This window comes from Pseudomonas sp. S2_A02 (assembly GCF_054668495.1).
Window position 1 is genome coordinate 3,990,512 of record NZ_CP162776.1, and the last position, 13,782, is coordinate 4,004,293.

Sequence of the window (13,782 nt, forward strand, 5' to 3'; positions counted from 1 at the left end):
TTGTTTTGACTGCGGATGCGAATGTTACAGTTTCGTTACCGAAAATAGCACCGGTTCACATCGGCCAAATAGAGGAAATGTTGGAGATCGCATGTTCTTTTATGAACATGTCGCTCAGGTATAAATGAAGGGCGGTATGGGGATGGCGGAACCGGGTCGCAGGGTTGCGACCCGGTATAGGGAAAACAGGTCAGGTAAACAATCAGCGAACCTGAACCACCACTTTCCCGACCGCCTTGCGCTGGCCAAGATCATTGATCGCCTGCGCCGCGTTGCTCAGCGGATACACCTGCGACACCAGCGGTTTCAACTTGCCCTCGGCAAACCAGCCAAACAACTGCTGGAAGTTGGCCGCGTTGTCCTGTGGTTGGCGTTGGGCGAAGGAGCCCCAGAACACGCCGACCACCGCGGCACCTTTGAGTAGCGCCAAATTCACTGGCAGTTCCGGAATTCGTCCGCTGGCGAAACCGACCACCAAGAGACGGCCGTTCCAGGCGATGGCACGGATGGCCTGGTCGAACAGGTCGCCGCCCACCGGATCGTAGATCACGTCGGCGCCCTGACCGTCGGTCAGGCGTTTGATCTCGTCCTTGAGGCTGGTTTCGCTGTAGTTGATCAACTCATCGGCACCGGCGGCCTTGGCCACTGCGAGTTTTTCCGCGCTGCTGGCGGCGGCGATCACCCGGGCGCCCATGGCTTTGCCGATTTCCACTGCAGCGAGGCCGACGCCACCGGAAGCGCCGAGCACCAGCAAGGTTTCGCCGGGTTGCAGGTTGCCCCGTTGCTTGAGGGCGTGCATCGAAGTGCCGTAGGTCATGCTGAATGCGGCGGCGGTGTTGAAATCCATCGATGACGGGATCGGCAGCACGTTGTAGCCCGGCACCGCGACCTGCTCGGCAAAGCTGCCCCAGCCAGTCAGGGCCATGACCCGGTCACCGACCTTGAGGTGGCTGACCTTTTCGCCCACCGCGCTGACCACGCCAGCCGCTTCGCCACCTGGCGAAAACGGGAAGGGCGGTTTGAACTGGTATTTGCCCTCGATGATCAACGTGTCCGGGAAATTCACCCCGGCTGCATGCACATCCAGCAGGATTTCATTCTTCTTCGCGACAGGACTGGCGATGTCTTCCAGCACCAGCGATTCGGCAGGGCCGAAGGCTTTGCACAGCACGGCTTTCATCAGGGCTATTCCTTTGGGAGTGATGGCCGATAAGTGTAGGTGTGTGAGTCATTGGGTCAACGAGCATGCCCGACCCTGATAGTCAGCCATAAGCTTGTGCTTGAGCGGCGGGTCGTTATGCTTGGCCGCAAACCGGATAAGGAGCGAATTGTGAAAGCGTGGATCATGTTGATGCTGGCCCTGTCTCTGCCTGTGGCAGCGATGGCCGAAGAAGCCAAAGAAGGTGAAGCCCCGAAGGTCAACTACATCACCCTGAGCCCGCCATTCGTGGGCAACTACGGGCTGGACGGTACGCCGAAACTCAAGGTCTACAAGGCCGATGTGGCGCTGCGGGTGACCGGTGAAGAGGCGACCAAAGCGGTGAAGGCCAATGAGCCATTGATCCGTAATCAGTTGGTGGCGTTGTTTGCGCAGCAGACTACCGAGGCGATGAACAACGTCGAAGCCAAGGAAAAACTGCGTCAGGAAGCCTTGAAGCAGACTCAACAAGTGATGAACGACGAGACCGGCAAACCGGTGGTTGAGGATTTGTTGTTCAACAACCTAATCATTCAATAGGTCTTTCGCTGTTCCGGTCGGCCTCATCGCGAGCAGGCTCGCTCCCACAGGGGATCTCCAGTGAATGCAGATCCAGTGTGGGAGTGAGCCTGCTCGCGATAGCGCCCTTGAGATCGCCATCGCCCGGCAAGCCGTGCTCCTACAAAAGCGCAATCACTGCCGCCCACTGCTCGGCTGTCACTGGCATCACCGACAGTCGCGAGCCTTTCTGAACCAATGGCATCTCGGCCAGCGCCGTTTGCTGCTTCAGATAATCCAGCTTCAGCACGCTGGCAAACGTCTCGACATGCGCAACATCAATCGCGCTCCAGGCGTTTTTCTCGGCAGTGGCCTTCGGATCGAAGTAGTGACTCTCCGGCTCCAGCGCCGTCGGGTCCGGGTACGCGGCTTCGACAATCTTGCCGATCCCGGCAATCCCTGGCTCAGGGCAGCTGGAATGGTAGAAAAAGAACTCGTCACCCACCGCCATGGTCCGCAGGAAGTTACGTGCCTGGTAGTTGCGAACCCCGTCCCAGCGCGCTCGGCCAAGCTTCTCCAGGTCTTTGATCGAGAGTTCGTCGGGCTCGGATTTCATCAGCCAATAGGCCATGGGTTTGCTCCTTGCGAGGTGAGTGGGCAAGCGGTCGGGCAATTTTATGACAAACCGACAGTCGGTTGACGCCAGCGTTTGCGTGTCGGTTCACGTTGTCGCAAAATGCCGGCCTTCTAAGCTTGACGCTGCTGCACGGCCTACACCTACAACGGAAACCGCTGCTGTCATCGTATTGATGTGCCTTTGGGGGGCAATCGATGAAACGCAAACCGGATTTACTATGGATTTTGGTAATTTTATTCGGCCTTGGTGTCGTGACCACCGGCTATGCCCAAAGCCTGTGGAACAACAAACCCGATGCTCCTGTCGAGATCGCACAGCAACAGCCGACGGCCTTCAAGCGCTGAACCTGTCTTTCGACGCCGCTGAAATCAGTGGCGTCTAGTCCGCGAAATACCACGCCTTGTCCGTGACCGTTCCCTGCAGCGGCACATCCCAGCTCGCCTGAGCCAATCGTTGAACCTTCTGACATTCATGGGCCAGGCCCAGCAACGTCGGCTTGCGCCAGTTTTTGCGGCGCGCCAGATACGCCAGGCTGCGGTCGTAGAAACCACCGCCCATTCCCAGGCGTCCGCCGACATCGTCAAACCCCACCAGCGGCAACAACACCAGATCCAGCGCCCAGACCTTGCGTTGTCGGGCGATGTTGTGCCGAGGTTCGGGGATGCGAAAACGGTTGGGTTTGAGCTTTTCGCCGGAACGAATCCGCTGGAACACCATTTTGGTTTGCGGCCAGGCACTGAGCACCGGCAGATAAGTCGCCTTGCCCCGACGTTGAGCGGCACGCATCAGCAGACGCGGATCGATTTCACCGTCCATGGGCAGGTACAGGGAGATGTGTTTTGCGCGGCGAAACAGCGGGTGTTGGGCCAATTGCTTATACAGCCCGCGAGCGGCCTCGCGCTGCTGACTGGGTGTCAGTGCGCGACGGGCCTTGCGCAGCATGCGTCGAAGTTGCGGGCGGGGCAGCAGCGCAGGTTCGGTCATGGATTCAGGCTTCGAAGTGCGAGTACGTAAAGCGTACCCGTAAAAAAGCCGATGCCGGTATTAAAACCGGCATCGGACTGGAATCAGGCTCCCCGGATGAACCGCTGTCGACTTAGCCCTTGAACCCGAAAGTTCAAGGTGGAAGATGCAGTAGGCTTTAAGGCTTTCCGTCTAGCGGACATGCACACCAGCCCAACGTGCAACCTCCAGGGTAGTGCGAATCGGCTCAGGGACGTCGTCAACTGGCAAGCACCCCAGGGAGTGATGCGAGTATACCCCAAGCGGTCGTGCGAATCAGCCCTTGGTGACATCCGGATCGGTCGACAACACCAGATCGACGCGGTCCAGCAGGTCGCGAACCTGCTCACGGGTCGAACCGCTGGCCTGCACATCCGGGCGTTCTTCCTTGTGCAGGAGATCGTGCGTGATGTTCAGCGCGGCCATCACGGCGATGCGGTCGGCGCCGATGACTTTGCCGCTGCTGCGGATTTCGCGCATCTTGCCGTCCAGGTAACGGGCAGCGCTCACCAGGTTGCTGCGCTCTTCCTGGGGGCAGATGATCGAATATTCTTTGTCGAGGATCTGCACGGTAACGCTATTGCTTGAACTCATGAGTCTTGCTCCAGGGCCTTGAGGCGCGAAATCATCGATTCGACCTTACGCCGGGCGATTTCATTTTTTTCAATGAGGTGCGCGCGTTCTTCGCGCCAGCTCTTTTCCTGAGCTAATAGGAGTCCATTCTGACTCTTTAGTTGCTCGACTCGAGTAATTAGCAGTTCGAGTCTGGCCATCAGCGCTTGCAGGTCGGTGTCTTCCATTGTGTCCACTGAGTTTGTGTCTGATGGATGGCAGGCCCTGTACGAAACTGCCTGCGCGTCGATCATGCTGCGTTAAAAACAGGCTCGCCTGATCGGCGCTCGGCGAGTTTCGTACAGACCCTGGCTGGCGGACAGCCTTTAATAGTCTTGGCGAGTCTGTCGATGTAGGATACAAGGCCTTCATTCTAGACATAGCGCCGTCTGGCGCCTAGCTGCCCATGCCCATTCAGAATTCTCCGTACCAAGCCTTTGCCACCCTGCTGAGCACCAGCGGCCATCCCGTCTCGCCTGCCGAACTGCACGGCCTGTTGCTCGGCCGCAGTTGCGCCGGTGCCGGCTTCGAAGCCGACAGCTGGTTGGCCGACGCCGCCGAACTGCTCGAAGGCGAACCACAAGACAACGTTCGCAACGCCTTGATCGGCCTGCAAGAGATGGTCAAGGGCGAGCTCACCAGCGACGACATGACCGTTGTTCTGCTGCTGCCGACCGACGACGCGCCGCTCACCGAGCGCGCGGCTGCACTGGGCCAGTGGTGCCAGGGCTTCCTTACCGGCTTCGGTCTGACCCGCCGCGAATATGCCTTGAGCACTGAAGCCACCGAGGTGCTGCAGGATCTGGCCGCTATCGCCCAGGTGCAAGACGCGCTGGAAGAGTCCGACGACGGCGAAAGCGACTACATGGAAGTGATGGAGTACCTGCGCGTCGCTCCGTTGCTGCTGTTCACCGAAACCAAGAAAACCGACGAAGCGGCTGCCAAACCGTCGTTGCATTAATCGCGTGCCAGGGAAAGCCATCTGCCCATGATTCATATCCCGAAATCGGAATACAGCCGTCGCCGCAAGGCGCTGATGGCGCAGATGGAACCCAACAGCATTGCCATCTTGCCCGCCGCCGCGGTGGCCATCCGCAACCGCGATGTCGAGCATGTCTACCGTCAGGACAGCGATTTCCAGTACCTCAGCGGTTTCCCCGAGCCTCAAGCCGTCATCGTCTTGATGCCTGGCCGTGAGCACGGCGAATACGTGTTGTTTTGCCGGGAACGTAATGCCGAACGTGAATTGTGGGACGGCCTGCGCGCAGGCCAGGAAGGCGCGATCCGCGACTTCGGCGCCGACGACGCTTTCCCGATCACCGACATCGACGACATCCTGCCGGGCCTGATCGAAGGCCGCGACCGGGTGTACTCGGCCATGGGTAGCAACCCCGAATTCGACCGGCACCTGATGGACTGGATCAACGTGATCCGCTCTAAGGCGCACCTCGGCGCCCAGCCGCCGAACGAATTCGTTGCCCTGGATCATCTGCTTCACGACATGCGCCTGTATAAATCGGCGGCAGAAGTGAAGGTGATGCGCGAAGCCGCGCGGATTTCCGCCCAGGCCCATATTCGTGCGATGCAAGCCAGCCGTGCCGGTTTGCATGAGTTCAGCCTCGAAGCCGAGCTCGATTACGAGTTCCGCAAGGGCGGGGCGAAGATGCCGGCGTACGGGTCGATCGTCGCAGCGGGGCGCAACAGCTGCATCCTGCATTACCAGCAGAATGACGCGGTGCTCAAGGACGGCGATCTGGTGCTGATCGACGCCGGTTGCGAGATCGACTGCTACGCCAGCGACATCACCCGCACCTGGCCTGTCAACGGCAAGTATTCACCGGAGCAGAAGGCGATTTACGAGTTGGTGCTGGCTTCCCAGGAAGCGGCGTTTGCCGAGATCGCGCCGAACAAACATTGGAATCAGGCACACGAAGCCACGGTCCGGGTGATTACCACCGGTCTGGTGAAGTTGGGTCTGTTGCAGGGCGACGTCGACGAGTTGATCGCCAGCGAAGCCTATAAAGCGTTTTACATGCACCGCGCCGGCCACTGGCTGGGCATGGATGTGCATGACGTTGGCGAGTACAAGGTCGGCGGCGAATGGCGCGTGCTGGAAGTCGGCATGGCGCTGACGGTCGAGCCGGGCATTTATATTGCTCCGGACAACCAGAACGTGGCGAAGAAATGGCGCGGCATTGGCGTACGCATCGAGGACGACGTGGTGGTCACCAAAACCGGTTGTGAAATCCTGACTAACGGCGTGCCGAAAACGGTCGCCGAAATCGAGGCATTGATGGCCGCAGCACGGACACAAGCGGCATGAGTCGAGTCAATCTGGCAATCATCGGTGGTGGCCTGGTCGGCGCCAGTCTGGCATTGGCGTTGCAGGCCGGGGCTAAGGCCCGTGGCTGGAAGATCGTGCTGATCGAACCGTTTGCCCCCGGCGACACCTATCAACCGAGTTATGACGCCCGTTCTTCGGCGCTGTCCTTCGGTGCCCGGCAGATTTATCAACGGTTGGGCGTTTGGCAGGAAATCTCCCGCCGCGCCGAGCCGATCAAGCAGATTCATGTCTCCGACCGTGGGCGTTTCTCCACCGCGCGCCTGTCGGCGATGGAAGAGGGCGTTCCGGCGCTGGGTTATGTGGTCGAAAACGCCTGGCTTGGCCAATGCCTCTGGCAAGGTCTGGACAAGGACGTGATCAGTTGGCGTTGCCCGGCGGAAGTCACCCGCATGGAACCGTTGACCGACGGCTATCGCCTGACGCTCAACGATGAAACCACCCTGGAATGCGACCTTGCGGTGCTCGCCGATGGCGGCCGTTCCGGTTTGCGTGAGCAACTGGGGATCGGCATCAAGAAACGCCCGTACAACCAGAGCGCGCTGATCGCCAACATTACCCCAAGTGAAGCGCACAACGGCATGGCCTTCGAGCGTTTCACCGACGATGGTCCGATGGCCTTGCTGCCGTTGCCGGACAATCGCTGCGCCTTGGTCTGGACTCGTCTGGGCATGGACGCGCAACGGCTGGCAGCCCTGGATGACCGCAGCTTTCTCACCGAGTTGCAGGGCATCTTCGGTTATCGCCTCGGCACGCTGAAACAGGTTGGCGCACGGCATTTGTATCCGCTGTCGCTGATCGAAGCCGAGGAACAAGTCCGCCCGCATCTGGCAATTCTCGGCAACGCTGCTCATAGCCTGCATCCGATCGCCGGGCAGGGTTTCAATCTATCGTTGCGTGACGCCCAGGCGCTGGCCGACAGTTTGTTGGGCAGCGAGACCGGGCCCGGCGACTTCGCCACCTTGCAGGCCTACCGCGAGCGTCAGCGCATGGATCAGAACCTGACCGTGGGTTTTTCCGATCAGGTTACCCGGTTATTCGGCAGCACTCAGCCGCTGGTTTCCCTGGGGCGCAACATTGGATTGCTAGGTCTCGATCTGCTGCCGCCGGCCAAGCGCTGGTTCGCCCGGCAGGCCATGGGGTTGGGTACGCGTCCCGATGTTTAAGTGGGCGCACCTACAAATCGATATTCACGACGGCGCGGGCGCCTTGTTGGCGCGGGTCGAAAAACACCTTTACGTGCGGCTCAAGCCGCAAGCGAGACAGGCTTAAAGCATGGAAATGCGCGCAGATCTGCTGATTGTCGGGGCCGGAATGGTCGGCAGTGCCCTGGCGCTGGCGTTACAAAACAGTGGGCTCGAAGTCCTGCTGCTGGACGGTAGCCCCCTGAGCGTCAAACCCTTCGACGGGCAGGCTCCGTTCGAACCACGGGTGAGTGCCTTATCGGCTGCCAGCCAGCGAATACTCGAACGCCTCGGCGTCTGGGATGGCATCGCCAGCCGGCGCAGTAGTCCATACACCGACATGCACGTCTGGGACGGCAGCGGCACCGGTCAGATCCATTTCTCGGCGACCAGCGTACATGCCGAAGTGCTCGGGCATATCGTCGAGAACCGCGTGGTTCAGGACGCCTTGCTCGATCGACTGCACGACTGCGATCTCGGGATGCTGGCCAATGCGCGCCTGGAGCAGATGCGCCGCTCCGGTGAGGACTGGCTGCTGACCCTGGCCGATGGCCGCACCTTGCGCGCGCCTTTGGTGATCGCGGCGGATGGCGCCAACTCGGCCGTTCGACGCCTGACCGGCGTTGCGACTCGCGAGTGGGATTACATGCACCACGCGATCGTCACCAGTGTGCGCAGCTCAAAACCTCATCAAATGACCGCGTGGCAGCGCTTCACCGACAATGGCCCGCTGGCGTTTCTGCCGCTGGAACGGGACGGTCAACAGGATTGGTGCTCGATCGTCTGGTCGACCACGCCGAGCGAAGCCGAACGCCTGATGGCGCGGGACGACGAAGGCTTCTGCAAGGAGCTGGAACGGGCCTTCGAAGGTTGCCTCGGCACAGTGCTCAGCGTCGACCCGCGTTTGTGCGTGCCGCTGCGTCAGCGTCATGCCAAACGTTACGTGGCTGAAGGCCTGGCGCTGATCGGCGACGCGGCCCACACCATCCATCCGCTGGCCGGGCAGGGCGTGAACCTCGGTTTCCTCGATGCCGCGGTGCTGGCCGAAGTGCTGCTGCAAGCGGCCGAGCGTGGCGAGCGGTTGGCGGACGTGAAAGTGCTCAGTCGCTACGAGCGTCGGCGCATGCCCCACAACCTGGCGTTGATGGCGGCGATGGAAGGGTTCGAGCGACTGTTCCAGGCCGATCCGTTGCCAGTGCGCTGGTTGCGTAATACCGGGTTGAAGATGGTCGATCAGATGCCCGAGGCCAAGGCGTTGTTCGTGCGTGAGGCGCTTGGGTTGATTGGGGATCTGCCGACACTCGCCAAGGCTTGAAATTTTCGCTGAGGTAACTGGCCCCATCGCGGGCAAGCCCGCTCCCACAGGATCTTCAGCGCTCACACATAATGCATTAACACCTGAATACCTGTGGGAGCGGGCTTGCCCGCGATGGCGGCAGATCAGACACCTCATATCCCTAACTGTGCAACATCCGGTAACTCCTCCACTCACTGTTCGATTGAGAAGCGAAATGTGAGTCCTTATCATTTGGCATCACTTCCCCACTCGAGAGACCGCTTCCATGTTGGCACCCAAGCGTCTACTGACCGCACTGGCCCTGACCCTGATTGGCAGCACCGCCGCCCAGGCCGCCGACGAGGTGGTGGTTTACTCCTCGCGTATCGATGAGCTGATCAAACCGGTCTTCGATGCCTACACCCAGAAAACCGGCGTGCAGGTGAAGTTCATCACCGACAAGGAAGCGCCGCTGATGCAGCGGATCAAGGCCGAGGGCGAAAACGCCACTGCCGACCTGCTGCTGACCGTCGACGCCGGCAACCTCTGGCAGGCCGAGCAGATGGGCATCCTCCAGCCGTTCACTTCCAAGGTGATCGACGCCAATATCCCACTGCAATACCGCGCTTCCTCCCATGCCTGGACCGGCCTGAGCCTGCGGGCGCGGACCATCGCCTACTCCACCGACCGGGTGAAACCCGGTGAACTGAGCACCTACGAAGCGCTGGCCGACAAGCAGTGGGAAGGTCGCCTGTGCCTGCGCACGGCGAAGAAGGTCTACAACCAGTCCCTGACCGCCACCATGATTGAAGTCCATGGCGCCGAGAAAACCGAGAAGATCCTCAAGGGCTGGGTCAACAACCTGTCCACCGACGTGTTCTCCGACGACATTGCCGTGCTGGAGGCGATCAACGCCGGCCAGTGCGACGTCGGCATCGTCAATACTTACTACTACGGCCGTTTGCACAAACAAAAGCCAGACCTGCCGGTAAAGCTGTTCTGGCCGAATCAGGGCGACCGTGGCGTGCACGTCAACCTGTCGGGCATCGGCCTGACCCAATATGCGCCGCACCCGGAAGCCGCCAAGGCGCTGGTGGAGTGGATGACCACGCCTGAAGCGCAGAAGATTTTCGCTGACGTGAACCAGGAATTCCCGGCCAACCCTGCCGTTCAGCCTTCAGCTGAAGTAGCGAGCTGGGGCAAATTTGTGGCCGACACCTTGCCGGTGGAAATCGCTGGCAAGCGTCAGGCTGAAGCGATCCGGATGATGGATCGGGCTGGCTGGAACTGAGTCTCTGTTTACCGCGACAGTGGCGAGGGAGCTTGCTCCCGCTGGGCTGCGAAGCGGCCCTAAAACCATGCGGTGCGGTGCATCAGTTAAATCGCATCCGCTGCTTTACGACTGCTGCGCAGCCGAGCGGGAGCAAGCTCCCTCGCCACAAAAATGGGGCAGACGCAGGCCCGCGTTGGCTCCTCACTTTCTAGAGAACTTTCCTTGGCCCACCCCGCCCAACGCCGCTGGTATCCCCTGGTCTTCGCCATTGCTGCGCTGGTCCTGCTGCCCCTGAGCGTCCTGCTTCTCTCCTGGCAAACCATCGATCAGCAAATCTGGTCCCACCTGTGGGACACCCAGATGCCGCGGCTGCTGGGCAATACACTCACGCTGGTCCTCGGTGTCGGTTTCGGCGTAACGCTGCTGGGCGTCAGCCTGGCCTGGCTCACCAGCCTCTGCGAATTCCCCGGGCGGCGTTGGCTGGACTGGGCGCTGATGCTGCCCTTTGCGGTTCCTGCTTACGTGCTGGCATTCGTCTTCGTCGGCCTGCTGGATTTTGCCGGGCCCGTGCAAACCTTGCTACGCGAATGGTTCGGCAGCGGTTTGAGGCTGCCGCGAGTGCGCTCCACCGGCGGTGTGATTCTGGTGCTGGTACTGGTTTTCTATCCGTACGTTTACCTGTTGGCGCGTACCGCATTCCTGGCTCAGGGCAAAGGCTTGATGGAAGCAGCGCGAGTCCTTGGGCAATCTCCATGGCAGGCGTTCTGGCGCGTGGCGGTGCCCATGGCACGTCCGGCCATCGGCGCGGGAGTGGCGTTGGCGCTGATGGAAACCCTGGCGGATTTTGGTGCGGTGTCGGTGTTCAACTTCGATACGTTCACCACCGCTATCTACAAAACCTGGTACGGCTTTTTCAGTCTTTCCACCGCCGCGCAACTGGCCAGCCTGTTGCTGTTGGTGGTGATGGTCGTGCTGTATGGCGAGCGCCGTGCCCGCGGGGCCAACCGGGCGAGCAACGAACGGCCACGGGTCAAGGCGTTGTATCACCTGCGCGGGGTCAAGGCGCTGGCGGCGATGAGCTGGTGTGGTCTGGTCTTCGCCTGCGCCTTCGTCATTCCCGTGCTGCAACTGGTGGTGTGGTTCTGGCAACGCGGACGTTTCGATCTGGATGAGCGCTATACCGGATTGATCATCCATACCTTGTACTTGGGCGGCATGGCGGCGTTTATCACCGTCGGTGTTGCTCTGGTGCTGGCCTTTGCCCGTCGATTGGCGCCGACCCGGGCGATCCGTTCTGGCATCAGTCTGGCCAACCTTGGCTACGCTTTGCCGGGCTCGGTGCTGGCGGTGTCGATCATGCTGGCGTTCAGTTACCTGGATCGCGAAGTGGTGATCCCGTTGTCGGGCTGGCTGGGCGGCGCCGCCAAACCGTTACTGCTGGGCAGTCTGTCGGCGTTGCTGCTGGCCTATCTGGTGCGATTCATCGCTGTGGCTTATGGACCGCTGGAAAGCAGCCTGGCGCGAATACGGCCCTCTTTGCCCGAAGCTGCACGTAGCCTTGGCGTCAGTGGGCCACGACTGTTTTTCAAAGTGTATCTGCCACTGCTGCTGCCGGGCACGTTGAGCGCGGCGTTGCTGGTATTCGTCGACGTGCTCAAGGAAATGCCCGCGACCCTGCTGATGCGCCCGTTTGGCTGGGACACGCTGGCGGTGCGGATCTTTGAAATGACCAGCGAGGGCGAGTGGGCGAGGGCCTCGTTGCCGGCACTGACCCTGGTGTTGGTCGGGCTGTTACCGGTCATCGGATTGATCCGAAGGTCGGCGCATCGAAACGCGTAGGCGCCCTGTCTCGCGAATCCGTCCCGAGTTTGACGAGTGACTGTTATTGCCAGGAACGGCAACACAACATGGCAATAACAGGCGCCGTCAAAACGGGACAGTGATTCGTGAGACAGGGCGCTGTGCCAGTCCTACACCTTGCGGCTACAATGCGCGGCATTCGGTGCGGTCCGTCTTTCAGACCGGGTCGCTGGAACGGCTGAAAGCCTTTTATTTCAAGGCATTCACCCCGTGCAGCACCTGTCCGCACCTTCGCCACGCCCGGAAGGAGAAACCCATGGGACAGCGTACGCCTCTGTATGACCTTCATCTCGCCCTCGGCGCGAAGATGGTCGATTTTGGCGGTTGGGATATGCCTCTGCATTACGGCTCGCAGGTCGAGGAACACCATCAGGTGCGCCGCGATTGCGGGGTTTTCGATGTATCCCACATGACCGTGATCGATGTTGACGGCCCCCAGGCCAAGGCCTGGCTTCAGTATTTACTGGCCAATGACGTCGAACGTCTGCACAGCTCCGGCCGTGCCTTGTACAGCGCCATGCTCAACGAGCACGGAGGCATCGTCGACGACATGATCGTCTACCGTCTCGAGGACGGTTATCGCCTGGTGGTCAACGCCTCCACCCGCAATCAGGACCTGGCCTGGATGCAAGCTCATCTCGGTGACTTCGAGGTGCGGCTCAACGAGCGCTCCGAGTTGGCGATGCTGGCCATTCAAGGGCCCCACGCCCGGCACAAGATTGCCGAACTGGTGACTCAGTCCCGTGGCACGCTGATTCAGCAGCTCAAATATTTCGAAGGTCAGACCGACGGTGACTGGTTCATCGCGCGCACCGGTTACACCGGTGAGGATGGTCTGGAAATCGTGCTGCCGGCCGATCAGGCACCGGGTTTCTTCAACGATCTGGTGGGCGCGGGTATTTCCCCGATCGGCCTCGGCGCGCGCGATACCTTGCGTGTCGAAGCCGGTATGAACCTCTACGGTCAGGACATTCATCAAGACGTTTCGCCATTGGCTTCCAACATGGCCTGGAGCATTGCCTGGGAGCCGGCCACGCGCCAGTTCATTGGTCGCACTGCCTTGGAGGCCGAACAGGCCGCTGGTGTGCAGCACAAACTGGTCGGTCTGGTCCTTGAAGAACGGGGAGTTTTGCGTGCGCATCAGGTGGTTCGCATCGCCGATGTTGGCGAAGGAGAGATCACCAGTGGTAGTTTCTCTCCTACGCTTAGCAAGTCGATAGCACTGGCGCGCGTGCCGGTGGCCACCGCCGACCGCGCTGAAGTGGAAATCCGTGGCAAGTGGTACCCGGTTCGAGTGGTCAAACCGACCTTCGTACGCCACGGCAAAACCTTGATCTAACTTTTTTGGCGGGCAATGACCGCTGACATTTTTCTTGAGGACACAGAACATGAGCGAAATCCCTGTCGACCTGCGTTTTGCCGAAAGTCACGAATGGGCCCGTCTAGACCATGATGGCGGCGTGAAAGTGGGTATTTCAGACCATGCTCAGGAAGCCTTGGGTGACGTAGTGTTCGTTGAACTGCCGGAAATCGGCAAAGTGTTCGCTGCCGGTGAGGCTGCGGGTGTCGTCGAGTCGGTCAAGGCCGCCTCCGATATCTACTCGCCAGTTTCCGGCACCGTCATTGCCGTTAACGAAGAGTTGGCCAACAATCCGGAACTGGTCAACAGCGCGCCTTATGACAGCTGGTTCTTCAAACTCGAGCCAAGCGATACCTCTGAGCTGAACAACCTGCTCGACCCGGTGGCCTACAAGGCTGCTATTGGCGAGTAAGCCTTCAGCATTACCCCAAAAGCCCCGATTTTTCGGGGCTTTTTTGTCTCTGCTAACTTGATGCGCTGGAGATTAAATGTGGGAGCGGGCTTGCTCGCGAAAGCGATTAATCATTCAACGTATATGTCG

General features: G+C 60.2%; 15 protein-coding genes, 1 other RNA gene and 1 pseudogene. 11 read left to right on the plus strand and 6 right to left on the minus strand.

The genetic code is table 11. The features are described 5' to 3' along the window. Positions 1 to 202: 202 nt before the first annotated feature. A complete protein-coding gene (locus AB4O41_RS18175) occupies positions 203 to 1,180 on the minus strand; it encodes an NADPH:quinone oxidoreductase family protein (protein WP_460144169.1) in 978 nt (325 codons plus the stop codon). A gap of 150 nt (positions 1,181 to 1,330) precedes the next feature. Here AB4O41_RS18175 and AB4O41_RS18180 point away from each other — a divergent pair, with 150 nt between their 5' ends. Continuing rightward, positions 1,331 to 1,738 (plus strand): flagellar basal body-associated protein FliL, encoded by a 408-nt coding sequence (locus AB4O41_RS18180; RefSeq protein WP_032835866.1) that lies wholly within the window; start codon positions 1,331 to 1,333, stop codon positions 1,736 to 1,738. A gap of 139 nt (positions 1,739 to 1,877) precedes the next feature. Here the strand turns inward: AB4O41_RS18180 and AB4O41_RS18185 are convergent, their stop codons facing one another. Beyond that, positions 1,878 to 2,327 (minus strand): EVE domain-containing protein, encoded by a 450-nt coding sequence (locus AB4O41_RS18185; RefSeq protein WP_460144170.1) that lies wholly within the window; start codon positions 2,325 to 2,327, stop codon positions 1,878 to 1,880. Between the two features lie 200 nt (positions 2,328 to 2,527). On the opposite strand from AB4O41_RS18185, the gene AB4O41_RS18190 reads away from it, so the two are divergent. Continuing rightward, positions 2,528 to 2,677, plus strand: a complete 150-nt coding sequence (locus AB4O41_RS18190; protein WP_460144171.1) for a hypothetical protein — start codon at positions 2,528 to 2,530, stop codon at positions 2,675 to 2,677. A 34-nt stretch (positions 2,678 to 2,711) separates the two neighbouring features. Here the strand turns inward: AB4O41_RS18190 and AB4O41_RS18195 are convergent, their stop codons facing one another. From AB4O41_RS18195 to AB4O41_RS18210, 4 genes are all read right to left on the minus strand, one after another. Beyond that, positions 2,712 to 3,317, minus strand: coding sequence for a 5-formyltetrahydrofolate cyclo-ligase (locus AB4O41_RS18195; RefSeq protein ID WP_460144172.1), 606 nt, complete (start codon positions 3,315 to 3,317; stop codon positions 2,712 to 2,714). An 85-nt stretch (positions 3,318 to 3,402) separates the two neighbouring features. Next, positions 3,403 to 3,581, minus strand: a non-coding RNA gene (ssrS, locus tag AB4O41_RS18200) — 6S RNA. Between the two features lie 30 nt (positions 3,582 to 3,611). After that, positions 3,612 to 3,929, minus strand: a complete 318-nt coding sequence (locus AB4O41_RS18205) for a cell division protein ZapA (protein WP_007899404.1) — start codon at positions 3,927 to 3,929, stop codon at positions 3,612 to 3,614. After that, positions 3,926 to 4,135 (minus strand): TIGR02449 family protein, encoded by a 210-nt coding sequence (locus AB4O41_RS18210; protein ID WP_007899405.1) that lies wholly within the window; start codon positions 4,133 to 4,135, stop codon positions 3,926 to 3,928. Before AB4O41_RS18210 ends, AB4O41_RS18205 begins: the two co-directional genes overlap by 4 nt. Before the next feature lie 218 nt (positions 4,136 to 4,353). On the opposite strand from AB4O41_RS18210, the gene AB4O41_RS18215 reads away from it, so the two are divergent. The 9 genes and pseudogenes from AB4O41_RS18215 to gcvH all read left to right on the plus strand — a co-directional run bounded on the left by AB4O41_RS18215 (position 4,354) and on the right by gcvH (position 13,653). Next, positions 4,354 to 4,908: a YecA/YgfB family protein gene (locus AB4O41_RS18215; RefSeq protein ID WP_008012538.1), complete on the plus strand. Its 555-nt coding sequence runs from the start codon at positions 4,354 to 4,356 to the stop codon at positions 4,906 to 4,908. A gap of 27 nt (positions 4,909 to 4,935) precedes the next feature. Continuing rightward, on the plus strand, positions 4,936 to 6,270 hold the full coding sequence (gene pepP / locus AB4O41_RS18220) for a Xaa-Pro aminopeptidase (RefSeq protein ID WP_367373386.1): 1,335 nt from the start codon (positions 4,936 to 4,938) through the stop codon (positions 6,268 to 6,270). Further along, on the plus strand, positions 6,267 to 7,454 hold the full coding sequence (gene ubiH, locus AB4O41_RS18225) for a 2-octaprenyl-6-methoxyphenyl hydroxylase (RefSeq protein ID WP_460144173.1): 1,188 nt from the start codon (positions 6,267 to 6,269) through the stop codon (positions 7,452 to 7,454). The genes pepP and ubiH overlap by 4 nt, the downstream gene beginning before the upstream one ends. Positions 7,455 to 7,464: 10 nt before the next feature. Then, a pseudogene (locus tag AB4O41_RS18230) lies at positions 7,465 to 7,560 on the plus strand (tetrameric acyl-CoA thioesterase); the annotation flags it as partial. 9 nt (positions 7,561 to 7,569) lie between these two features. Then, complete coding sequence (locus AB4O41_RS18235) at positions 7,570 to 8,787, plus strand: 2-octaprenyl-3-methyl-6-methoxy-1,4-benzoquinol hydroxylase (protein ID WP_460148374.1); 1,218 nt, start codon at positions 7,570 to 7,572, stop codon at positions 8,785 to 8,787. 247 nt (positions 8,788 to 9,034) lie between these two features. Beyond that, the gene (locus AB4O41_RS18240) at positions 9,035 to 10,039 is read left to right on the plus strand and encodes an extracellular solute-binding protein (RefSeq protein WP_460144174.1); all 1,005 of its coding nucleotides are present in this window, start codon (positions 9,035 to 9,037) and stop codon (positions 10,037 to 10,039) included. Between the two features lie 204 nt (positions 10,040 to 10,243). Then, on the plus strand, positions 10,244 to 11,860 hold the full coding sequence (locus AB4O41_RS18245) for an ABC transporter permease (protein ID WP_460144175.1): 1,617 nt from the start codon (positions 10,244 to 10,246) through the stop codon (positions 11,858 to 11,860). A 277-nt stretch (positions 11,861 to 12,137) separates the two neighbouring features. Further along, positions 12,138 to 13,220: a glycine cleavage system aminomethyltransferase GcvT gene (gcvT, locus tag AB4O41_RS18250; protein ID WP_460144176.1), complete on the plus strand. Its 1,083-nt coding sequence runs from the start codon at positions 12,138 to 12,140 to the stop codon at positions 13,218 to 13,220. Between the two features lie 49 nt (positions 13,221 to 13,269). Continuing rightward, complete coding sequence (gene gcvH, locus AB4O41_RS18255) at positions 13,270 to 13,653, plus strand: glycine cleavage system protein GcvH (protein ID WP_038980852.1); 384 nt, start codon at positions 13,270 to 13,272, stop codon at positions 13,651 to 13,653. Positions 13,654 to 13,782 lie beyond the last annotated feature (129 nt).